Source organism: Rhizobacter sp., assembly GCF_035702065.1.
In the GTDB taxonomy this organism is placed as follows: domain Bacteria; phylum Pseudomonadota; class Gammaproteobacteria; order Burkholderiales; family Burkholderiaceae_C; genus Rhizobacter.
This window is the reverse complement of sequence record NZ_DASSRA010000478.1, coordinates 1-11,357: the sequence shown is the minus strand read 5'-3', so window position 1 is coordinate 11,357 and position 11,357 is coordinate 1. Positions and strand designations below refer to the sequence as shown.

Below are 11,357 nucleotides of genomic sequence, written 5' to 3'. Positions count from 1 at the left end.
GCCGGTGCGGCCGCGCAGCTGCACCTCTTCGGCAGCGAGCCAGTCACCGAGCGCGTGAGCCCGCAGCGCGTGATCGACGTCGACCCGGCCGCGTTGCGCACGCACTTCCGTCCCTCCAGCGAGCCGCTGCAGTTCGACCTGCACACGCGCGGTGGCTTCTTCAAGCTGCAGCTGAGCGGGCCGCCCAATGCTTTTGGCCACCAGGCCTACCCGCAGCTGCTCACGCACACCGTCTCGGCCAACGCACGCCACAAGTACCGCAAGCCCTTGCCGCTGCCCAACCCGCCGTACACGCCGATGGTGGAGCGCCTGCGATTCGACTACCGCGCCAGCAGCAGCATCCACCTGCGCAGCGAGGTGCGCGCCGCGCCGGGCGAGGTGGGGGCGGACGTGGAGCGTGTGTTCCACCTGCACCCCTTCGGCATGGAAGAGATCCATCCCGCCGCGGGTGATCGGCCGCACGGTGTGCTGCCGCCTTGCGGGCCGGACGGCAACCTCTGCATCGGTTTGGCCGCCGGCCAGCTGCAAGGCGCGTTGTCCCTGCTGTTCCACCTGCGCGCCGAGTCGGCGCTGCAGCTGGTCGCGGCCGTGCCGCCCGTGCGCTGGTACTACCTGGCGGCCAACCGGTGGTGGCCCTTGGCGCCGTCGCAGGTGCTGTCGGACACGACGGCAGGCTTTCTCACGTCCGGCATCGTCACGCTCGACGTGCCGGCCGAGATCCGCAGCGACAACAGCGTGCTGCCTGGTGGCCTCTTCTGGCTGCGCGCCAGCGCGGGGCATGGCTTCGAGGCTTTCGCCGGGCTGTACGGCGTCCATGCCCAGGCGGTGCGGGCCGTGCGCGTGATGGCTGCCGGCGCCCCCGCGGCGCCCGTGCCGATGGCGGCGGGCACGGTGAAGGAGGTGATGGTCAACGTGCCCGGCCTGAGCGGCGTGGTGCAGGTCGGCACCTCATTCGGCCTGCGCGCCCACGAAGAGCAGGCCCTGATGCGCGCCCGCGCCGGCGAGCGGCTGCAGCACAAGAACCGCGCCTGCACGCCCTGGGACATCGAGCGCCTGGTGCTGGCGCGCTTCCCCTCGGTTTTCAAGGTGAAGTGCTTTGCCCAGCCGCTCGATGCGACGCAGCCCGGCGAGGTGCTGGTGGTGGTGGTGCCGGCCACGCGCCGCAACGAGCCGCTGGAGAGCACGCTCGGCCCCCGCGTCAACGCCATCGAGCTGATGCGCATGGCCGAGCACCTGCAGCGCGCGGCCTCGCCGTTCGCGCGCATCCGCGTGCGCAACGCCAGCTACGAGCGCATCCAGGTGCGCTGCAACCTCCAGCTGGTGCGCGGCACGCACGGGGGCCAGGCGCTGCAGCGGCTCAACCAGCGCATCAACGAGTACCTCTCGCCCTGGCACGACGAGGGCTACCAGGCCCGCTTCGACTGGACGGTGCGTAGCGAAGACATCGAAGCCTGCATCCGCTCGGCGCCCGGTGTCGAGGCGGTGACGCAGCTCTCGCTGCTGCACATCGCGGCCGACGACAGCGGCGTCTACACCCTGGGCGACACCGCGCGCCCAGGCTCCGACGGCCGCAACACCGTCATGCCCGGCCACGTGCAGGCGCGCATGCCCTGGAGCCTGGCGCTGCCCATGCCCAACCACCTTCTGGGCGTGGCCGATGCCACCGAACCGCAGGACGCGCCGGCGCCCGCCACCGGCATCTCCAAGCTCGCCGTGGGTGGCACCTTCATCGTGGGTGGTTAGCGCATGACCAGCCAAAGCCGTGACACGCTGCGTGACTTCTTCGGGGAAGGCAAGCTCCCCACGAAGGACCATTTCGGCGACCTCATCGACTCCATGCTCAACATGCGGGACGAGGGCTTCCGCAAGTCCATCGCCAACGGCTTCGAGGTGTCCACGCCAGTCGGGCACGATGCGCTGATCAGCTTCTACCGCGACCAGCGACCCAAGACGGCGCTGTGGAGCGTGCGCTACGGCGGCCAGCGCGACCAGCTGCTGTTCCAGCCCGGCAACGCCGCGGCGCAGGTGCCGCCGGTGCTGGCGCTGGATGCGCAATCGCGCGTGGGCATCAACACCGCCGAGCCGCGCCACGCGCTCGACGTGGCTGGCGTGGTGGCTTCGGAAGGACGAACCGGCAGCTCGTCGCTGCTCAGCGCGCAGCCATTGCTGGCCAACGGCGAGTGGCAAGACCTCACCGTCACGCTGCACGGCTGCCAGGCGCTGGAGGTGATGGCCGGCGTGGGCGCGCCGGGGGCAGGGCGCTACGCGCTGCTGCACACGGTGGCCATGAACACCTACAACCCGACCGCGGGCTGGCTCGACTTCCTTTCGCGGCGCAAGCGCATCCGCTGCGACCACGCCTACTTCGGCCGGCGCTGCGACAAGCTGCAGCTGCGCTGGCAGGGCACGAACGGGCGCGATGCCGCCTACCGGCTGCAGGTGCGCACCGGCTGCGACTACGGTGACGACATCCGCATCCAGGCGAACATCACGCGGCTGTGGTTCGACGAAACCATGCGGGGGGACAGCCGATGAGACACCCCGCCACATGCCGTCATCCCGGCGCACGCCGGGACCCACGCGTGCCGATGCGGGTGCGGTGGAAAGACGCTCAGGCGTGGCTGCAGTGGATCCCGGCGTGCGCCGGGATGACATGGGTTGGAGTGCGGACATGAGCACCGAGACACCTCAGTTGCCGCGCCATGTGGGCGCACCACCCGAAGGCAGCTTCGAGCAACTTCGCGCCGAAGGCCTGCGCCTGTGCCAGGCCCTGAGCGGCGAGATCTGGACCGACTACAACGTTCACGACCCCGGCGTCACCATGCTGGAGCAGGCCTGCTACGGGCTCACGGGCCTCATCTACCGCGCCGACTTCAGCGTCGAAGACCAGCTCACCGGCCCCGACGGCGAGATCGACTTCGAGCGCCATGCGCTGCACCCACCGCAAGAGGTGTTCCCCTGCCGCGCCACCACGCTGGCCGACTACCGCCGCCTGCTGCTCGACCGCGTGGCCGGTCTGGAAGACGTCTCGCTCGTCCCCCAGCCGCCGCCCACGTCCAAGGCGCGGGCGCTGCCGGGCCTGGTCTACCTGGTCGTCAAGCCTTCGGGCAGCGGGCCGGCCGACCCGGCCTTGCTGGCCGAAGCGGCGCGCGCCTACGCCGCCCAGCGCAACCTCTGCGAAGACCTGCACGAAGAGGTCTGCACCGAAGAGCAGCGCCTGTGCGACCTGCACGCCGAGATCGAACTCACCGGCCCGCGCGACGCCGTGGAGGTGCTGGCCGAGGTGTACGACCGCTGTGCGCGCCACGTGATCGCCAGCCCCCGCCTGCTGAGCCTGGAAGAGGCGCTGCGCCGCCACGGCTCGCTGGAGCGCGTGTTCGATGGCCCGCTCACGCAGCACGGCGTGCTCGACGACCTGGCCGAGCACGGCGCCATGCTCTTCGTGAGCGATCTCGTGGCACTGGTGCAGCAGGTGGACGGCGTGAAGGAGGTGCGCCGCCTCGCGCTGCAGCGGGGCGACGCCGCGCCGGTATCCGGCTCGCTCCCTTGGCGCGGCCCCGGCTGGGCGCTGCGCCTGCGCGTGCCCGGTGGCACCGGCGAGGTGAGCCTGGTGCGCCTCACCCGGCGTGGCAGCGTGGTGCAGGTCTCGCAGCAAGAGGTGAGCGAGAAGTACGCCGACCTGCGCGCCGCCAGCCAGGCCCGCCGCCAGGCCAGCCAGAACCTCGCGGCCACTGCGCCGCAGCCGCGCGGCCAGCACCTGCCGCCGCAGCCCTACTACCCGGTGCAGAACCAGTTCCCGCCCATCTACGAGCTGGGCCCCCACAGCCGACCCACCAGCGGCAGCCCGCACGAGCAGGCAAGGGTGCTGCAACTCAAGGCCTACCTCTCTCTGTTCGACCAGGTGATGGCCAACGGCGCTGCGCAGCTCGACCACCTGCGTGATCTCTACGCGGTCGACGGCGCACCGCGGCAAAGCTACTGGTGGGAGCTGCTGGCCGACGAGGCCGTGCCCGGCCTGGCCAGCCTGTACCGCCGCGATCCGCAAGAGATCGAGCAGCGCGCCTTCGCCCGCTTCGACCACCCGCTGGAGCGCAAGAGCCGCGTGCTCGACCACCTGCTGGCCCTGCACGGCCAGACCTACAGCCAGAACTCCATGCGCCAGTTCTGCGGCCACCACAGCCCGGGCGAACTGGAGGCCTTGCTGCTGGCCAACAAGGCGGCCTATCTGCAAGACATCGTGAGCCTCTCGCGTGACCGCTGCGGCGGCCACGACATCACCCAACCGCTGTGGGACCCGGAGCACCCCGAGAGAACCCCCGCGCTGCAGCGGCGCGTGAGCCTGCTGCTCGGCTTCCGCTACCCGCAGGCGCGTTCGCTGGCCTTGCCTTTGCGCCGGCAGAACCGCGAGCTGGTCGATGTGCAACTGCATGCCGACGAACACCCCTCGGAGACCTGGCAAGGCGAGGCCGACCCGCGCTGGCACCGCGTGGCCCACGAGCCCGGTGTGCCCGAGCGGCGCGCCATGCTCGCCGACCTGATGAAGATCCGCCCGCTGCGGCAGGCCCGCCTGAGCGAGGCCTTCTTCCGCGTGGCGGCGCAGCGCGAGCGCTATTGGCTCGTCGACGCGGCCGATGCCTCCAGCCAGCGCCTGCTGCTCGGCCCCGACGAAGCCGGCCGCTGGTGGCCGCTGGGCTCGTTCGCTGACACCGCCAGCGCCAGCCGCGCCGCGGCCAGCCTGCGCCAGTTCGTGCTGCACCTGTCGCACGAGAGCGAAGGGCTGCATCTCGTGGAGCACCTGCTGCTGCGCCCCATCGGCCGCAGCCCGGGCCACGAGCGGCTGAAGCTGAGCGATGCCTTCTATGCACTGCGCCTGAGCGTGGTGTTCCCTGCGTGGACGGTGCGCTCCCACGAGCCCAATTTCCGCCGCCTGGCGCAGGAGACCGTTCAGCTCAACCTGCCGGCCCACGTGGCGGCGCGTTGCCTGTGGCTGGACTTTGCCGCGATGAACAGCTTCGAGGCCTGCTGGTCGGCGTGGCTGCAGGCCCGCATGGACCATGCGCAATCGCCGCAGACCGGCAGCGCCGAGCGTGTGAACCAGGCCGCTTGCCGCGTGATCGAGTGCCTTCAGCGGGAGGCTCCCCATGACTGAAACCCATCTGGTCGACGACCTTCAATTCCAGTTCACCGTGGCCGATGCGGCCGAGGGCGACCCGTCACCACGCCTGGCCGCGTGGTCGCGCGACGCGGCGCTGCGCATCATCGACGAGGTGTTCAGCGAAGTCTCGCCCCCCGGCGAGGTGCTGAGCCTGCAGCGGCTGGAGATCAACCTCGGCAGCGTGAACGGCGAGGACGCCGAGTCGCAATGGGCCGCGCGGCTGCGCGAACAGCTGATGTGGGCCTTGCGCGACCGGCGCTCGGCGGCCAAGAAGCAGGAGGCGGCACAGCCCACGGACGACCGCTTCCGCACGCCGGCGCAGTCGGACCTGGCCGTCTTTCTGCATTACCTGCAGCGCGGCCACCTGCCGTGGTCGGTGGTGTGCCTCGGCCCGGGCGAGCTGGATGCGCTCGCCAACCGCGTGCTGCGCGGCAACGGCGCGGCGCTGCGCGAGGCCTTGCAGCAGGTGCCGGTGCCCGCGCCCTGGCTGCGGCGCATGGCCAAGCAGTTCTCCGAAGCGTGGCTGGCGGAGCTGGCCGCGCTGTTGACGGAGGGCAGGGCGGACGAAGCGGTGCGGCAGGTGCGCGCGCTCAGCCCGGCCAAGCGGGCGGCGGCGTGGGTGGGCTTGTTTCAACGCTCGCTCGGTGAGCCGCTCAGATCCCGCACACCTCCGCCCGCTCAGGCTGAGCCTTCGACGAAGCTCAGGACAGGGCCTGCCGAAGCCCCGCCAAGCCACGCCGAAGAAGTTCTGGAACCCACGGCGCTGCTCTCGTCAACCCTGTCCGCGCTCATCGACCACCTGAGCACCGGCACCGCACTCGATGCCGACACCTTGTCGACCCTGAAGCAGTCCTCTCCCTCTGCGCTGCTGTCCCCCGCCGGAGCAACCCAGGCCCTCCAGTGCTGCCTCGCCTCACCCCAGGCGGCCGACCGCCTTGCCGCCCTCTGGCCTGCCTCCCAGGTCGCCCCCTGGCTGCGCAGCCTGTGCGGCATGCCGGCCGAGACCGTGCACGCCAGCATCGCGCTGATGTCGCAGGCCTGCCGCGCCACCGGCCTCTCGGCCGCCATCGCGCAGATCGAGCGCCTGAGCTGGCGGCACGCGCTGCGCGAGCTGTTCGAAGAGCGGCGCGAGGTCGACCCCGGCGAGTTCGCCCACCGCCTGACCGAGCACCTCGCCGAGCGCCTGCAGGCTCCCGAGCCGCAGCGCTGGCGCACCCAGCTGGCGCAAGCCCTGCGCGAGATGGCAGCCCAGCAACCCATGGCCGAGGCCCTGGCGCACGCCCTGGTGCCGCCGCCACCGACAACGCCTGCGCAAGCGCCTGCGAGCCCGGAACCCGCACCCGCCTGGGCCGAAGGCGACGCGCTGGAGGTGAGCAACGCCGGCCTCGCCCTCGTCGGCCCCTACCTGCCACGGCTGTGGGGCATGCTCAAGCTCACGCATGAAGGCGCCTTCATCGACGAAGCCGCCGCCACACGCGCGGTGCAGCTGCTGCAGTTCATCGTCACCGGGCGCTCGGAGACACCTGAGCACGCGCTGGTGCTGAACAAGCTGCTGTGCGGCCTGCCGCTGGAAGCGCCGGTCGCGCGCGAGATCGCGCTGCGCGAAGACGAGCAGGCCGCCATCGAAGGGATGCTGCAGGCCGTGATCGAGCACTGGAAGGGCCTGGGCAAGACCTCGGTGCCCGGCTTGCGCGAGACCTTCCTGCAACGGCCGGCGCGCCTGAGCTACCACGAGGAGGGTTGGCGCCTGCAGGTCGCACAGCGCCCCTTCGACATGCTGCTCGACCAGCTGCCCTGGGGCTACGCCACGCTCAAGTTCGCGTGGATGGAGGGTGTGATCCATGTCGACTGGCGCTGAACTGCGGGCCGTTCGCAGCCCGTCGCCATTGCCTTCGCCTTCACCCGGCGAGGCCAACGCGCAGGCGCTGGAGCGCGAGCTCGACTGGTTCAACCAGGTGCTGCAGGCCCGCCTGAGCCTGCACTTCGGCCAGCCGTGCGCGCATGGTGATGTGCGGGAGATCGTGCCACCGGACTTGCCGCAGGGCAGCTCCGACTACGCCCGCCTGGTGCACGACAACGGCCTCGGCTTCGACGAGCGCCTGGTGCTCACCCTTGCGCTCGTCCCGCACCTGCGGCCGGCGCTGCTCGACACGCTCTTCGTGCGCAACAAGAACCTCGACCGCGGCTTCACCGAGTTCGGCGGCTGGAAGGGCAAGGCACACGGCGGCTTCCTGCCCACCGGAGAGACAGCCGCCTTCCTGCTGGCGGGCGACGACCTGCAGCAGCGCTTCGCCGTGCCGCACCTGTTCGAAGAAGCCCACCCGCTGCACCGTCTGGGCGTGCTGAGCCTGGAGCATGACGCGCCCGGCGAGCCTTATTTCAGCGGTGCGCTGCGCGTATCCGACGAGTACCTGTCGCTCCTGACCACCGGCGAGCGCCACAAGCCCGACTTCAGTGCCAGCTTCCCGGCCAAGCGCATCCACACCACGCTGGGCTGGAACGACCTCGTGCTCGGCCCCGAGGTGCTGGAAGAGGTGCAGGCCATCACCACCTGGATCCGCCATGCCGACACGCTGCTGCGCGAGTGGCGCCTGGGCAAGGCGCTCAAGCCCGGCTACCGCAGCCTCTTCTTCGGGCCGCCCGGCACGGGCAAGACGCTCACCGCCACGCTGATCGGTCAGGCCGTGCAGGCCGACGTGTACCGCATCGACCTCTCCATGGTCGTCTCCAAGTTCATCGGCGAGACCGAGAAGAACCTGGCCCAGGTGTTCGACCAGGCGCAAAGCCGCAACTGGGTGCTGTTCTTCGACGAGGCCGATGAGCTCTTCGGCAAGCGCACCGCCACCAGCAGCTCCAACGACCGCTATGCCAACCAGGAGGTTTCGTACCTGCTGCAGCGGGTGGAAGACTTCCCCGGCGTGGTGATCCTGGCCACCAACCTCAAGGCCAACATCGACGAGGCGTTCGCGCGGCGCTTCCAGTCGCTGGTGCACTTTCCCATGCCCGACGCCGACCAGCGCCTGCGCCTGTGGCAAGGCGTGGCACAGCACACCGGGCGGCTCGCGCCCGACGTGAAGCTCGCCGAGCTGGCCGAGGCGCACGAACTCTCGGGCGGCGCCATCGCCAACGTGCTGCGCTATGGCGCGATCAGTGCCCTGCAGGCGGGCCGCAGCCAGATCGGCGCGCAGGATCTGGTGCGCGGCGTGGCGAAGGAGTTGCGCAAGGAAGGGCGCACGGTGTGAGCATGCGACGCAACACGCCACGCTCAACTCCCACCACGCCGGCTGGCGTGGGCCGTCACGTCAGGCCGGCAGGCGTGGGCCGTCACATCACGCCGGCAGGCGTGGTGCTGCGCGTGCTGTGGGCAGGCACCGTGTTGCTCTGGGCCGGTTCGCTGGGCGGTGCGGGCGGCCTCGGGCCACCGGCAGCAGTGAGTTCGGCGCCGCCCGCGCCCGTGGCGGCGGCCTCAGCGGTCGCGAGCGCGGTCTTGCCGGCGGCTGCTTCGGTTCCGGCACCGGCCCCCACGGCGTCGGCTGCCGCAGCATCTGCCCCCGCCTCGGCGCCCGTCGACCTGCGCCTCATCTACCGCACCGTGCAGTTGCCGTCCGGGCGGGTGGACACGGTGTATGGCCCGCGCCAACTGGTGCTGGGCGGCATCGGCCCCTACAGCTTCAGCTTCATCGACGGCCGCCTGCCCGTCGGCTTGCTGCTGTCGCCCGAAGGCGTGCTGGGCGGCACGCCCACCGTGGCCGGCACGCAGCGCTTCTTGCTGCAGGTGCACGACTCGTCGGTGCCGCAGCGCGTCACGCAGCAGGTCTATTCGCTCCACATCGGCAGCGGTAAGCCGGCCCCGAAGCCGGCTGCAGCGGCTTCGGCCCCCGCTTCGGCCCCGCAGCTGACGGCACTGTCAGCCGACGATGCCTCGGTGCCGGTGAGCCGGCTGGGCCTGAGCTCGGTCTGGGTCTACAAGCTCAGTGCCGACAGCCTGAAGGAGCTGACCACGCCCGAGCCGGCACCCGAGGCCGAAACGCCTGCCGGTGACAGCCCACCCACGCCGCCGGAGCCCCCCAAAGCGCCCACCATCGACGGCGGCCCGACCGCCGAGCAGCTCGAAGACATGCTGGCGCCCCTGGTCGACGTGGAGTTCCCCGGCCGCCAGCTCTTTGAAAGCGCCCTGGAGGCGCGCCGCTGCAGCTACTACCTGGCCTTGGCCAATGCCGCGGCCAAGAAACAGAAGGCCGTGAAGCCCACCAGCTGCACCCAGGTTGAGGCGGCGGCTTCGGCCCCCGCGCGATCCAGGACCGCGCCGCTGGCGGCCGGCCAGGTGGCGACCACCGATCTGTATGCGCAGCTGCTGCCGCCGCCCTTGAAGAAGCGCATCCTGACGCTGGCCGAACAGCGCCACCCCTTCAGCGCGGGCCAGGCGGTGCGCTGGAGCGGCGGTGGCTGCGGCTGCGTGACCGCCACGCCCGGCAACAAGGTCCAGGGCATCTACCCGTTCTGGCTGGCCAACGCCAAGACGCAGGACATCGACTTCAGCAAGTTCACCCGCATCAGCTACCTGGGCGGCCTGCTCAACGACAACGGCAGCTACACCACCTCACCCGCCTGGAAGCAGGAGGGCCTGGACTTCACCCGCGCCGCGCAGCGCCACGGCACGCTGGTCGACCTGATGGTCTACCGGCGCGACTGGACCACGGTGCTCGCCATGAGCGATGAGCAGCAGGGCGCCTTCATCCGCCAGGCTGCGGTCGGCCTGGTGGGCATGGCCGACAAGCCGCTCACCGACGTGTTCTCGCGCCTCAAGTCGTGGTTGCTGCCGTTCTGGAGCGAGCCCGTCTACCTCTACGACGGCATCACGCTCTTCTTCGACGAGGTGCCCAGCGCGCCGGCCGATGCCGACAAGTTCCGCCGCTTCTTCCGGGGCTTCGTCGAGCAGCTCATCGCCGAGATGCAGAAGACCAAGCGCACCTACGCACTCAACATCGTGATGCCCGACCACCAGCTGGGCGAAGACGGCCCCTACAACTTCAGCGACCTGCTGCACTACGTGCAGATCGCCGAGCCCGAGGTGAGCAAGCAGCGCGCCGATGGCGACAAGCCGCTGGAGACCTTCAAGTACCAGGGCAAGAGCGGCAGCGACATCGCAGTCGAATACCTGGTGCTGCTGAGCGAGCCCACCTCCTCCAGCAAGAAGACGCTGCGCGCCAAGGTCGACGACACCAGTGCCTTCCAGGGCGAGATGCGCATCGTCTTTCTCAAGCGCGTGATGCCGGTGCTGCTGGTGCCCACGGGCGACGTGCCCGTGGCCGGGCCGCCCGACGCCGCCTCCGGCCCCGCCAACGCGGCGTCGGGCAGCCGCAGCTGGGAGCAGTTCGATTCCGACGTGAGCTACGCCTCCTGGCAGTTCAGCGGCGTGGGCTTCTGGCCCGTGCCCACGGGCAACACCGCCACCAGCAAGGAGGTGAGCAAGCTGCTCGCCGACCACTACTACCCCGGCGCCGCCACCAAGCTCGACACCGGCGTGTGCGCCTGGATCTGCCCCAACCGCACGCCGGCGCGCGTGCTCTTCAGCGCGCTGCTGCTCACGCTGGGGGTGTCTCTCGCGCTCTACGCCTGGTCGTGCCGCGTGCGCCGCATCGGCCGCCTTTACGTGGCCTACCTGTGGGCGAGCGCGCTGCTCACCGTCATCGTCGGCTTCGCGCTGCTGAGCTGCGACCCCGACCTGCACGCGCTGCGAACCGGCAACGCCATCCTGTACGCCTTGATCGCGCTGCTCTTCGCGGGCGGGGCCTACCTCAGTCTGAAGCCCCGGGTGGTGTTGCCCTAGCGCCATGAAGACCCCATCACCACGCGACGAGCCCGAAGCCACCCGCCGCCCGGCAGCGGATCAGCCGCTCGCCTCGGCCGGCCCCGCCGAATCGACGCTCGATGACAGCCCGCGCCAGGTGGCTCAGCGCCACCAGATCGACACAGCCTTTGCTGCAGGCGAAGCCCCCAACCGGACCGGCATGCCCGACACGCTGAAGGCCGGCATCGAAAGCCTGTCGGGCCAGGACATGTCGGACGTGCGTGTGCACCGCAACTCCGACAAACCGGGCCAGCTCAACGCGCTGGCCTATGCCCAGGGCAACGACATCCACCTCGCACCCGGCCAGGAGCAGCACCTGCCGCACGAGGCCTGGCACGTGGTGCAGCAGCG

Annotated in this window: 7 protein-coding genes; all 7 read left to right on the top strand. The window is 70.6% G+C overall.

The features are described from left to right. Positions 1–1,743: hypothetical protein (locus VFL64_RS21230; RefSeq protein WP_489542375.1), on the top strand; the 1,743-nt coding region annotated here is incomplete at its 5' end. A 3-nt stretch (positions 1,744–1,746) separates the two neighbouring features. Continuing rightward, positions 1,747–2,535, top strand: coding sequence for a hypothetical protein (locus tag VFL64_RS21225; protein WP_489542374.1), 789 nt, complete (start codon positions 1,747–1,749; stop codon positions 2,533–2,535). 136 nt (positions 2,536–2,671) lie between these two features. Continuing rightward, entirely contained in the window at positions 2,672–5,149 is a 2,478-nt protein-coding gene (locus VFL64_RS21220) for a hypothetical protein (RefSeq protein ID WP_489542373.1), read from the top strand. Beyond that, the gene (locus VFL64_RS21215; protein ID WP_489542372.1) at positions 5,142–7,013 is read left to right on the top strand and encodes a contractile injection system tape measure protein; all 1,872 of its coding nucleotides are present in this window, start codon (positions 5,142–5,144) and stop codon (positions 7,011–7,013) included. The genes VFL64_RS21220 and VFL64_RS21215 overlap by 8 nt, the downstream gene beginning before the upstream one ends. After that, positions 6,997–8,397 carry an ATP-binding protein gene (locus VFL64_RS21210; protein ID WP_489542371.1) on the top strand — a complete coding sequence of 467 codons (1,401 nt, stop codon included), beginning with the start codon at positions 6,997–6,999 and terminating at the stop codon, positions 8,395–8,397. Before VFL64_RS21215 ends, VFL64_RS21210 begins: the two co-directional genes overlap by 17 nt. Continuing rightward, positions 8,394–10,985: a hypothetical protein gene (locus tag VFL64_RS21205; RefSeq protein ID WP_489542376.1), complete on the top strand. Its 2,592-nt coding sequence runs from the start codon at positions 8,394–8,396 to the stop codon at positions 10,983–10,985. Before VFL64_RS21210 ends, VFL64_RS21205 begins: the two co-directional genes overlap by 4 nt. Before the next feature lie 4 nt (positions 10,986–10,989). Next, positions 10,990–11,357, top strand: a 368-nt coding sequence (locus tag VFL64_RS21200) for an eCIS core domain-containing protein (RefSeq protein ID WP_489542370.1), incomplete at its 3' end; no start/stop codon positions are given.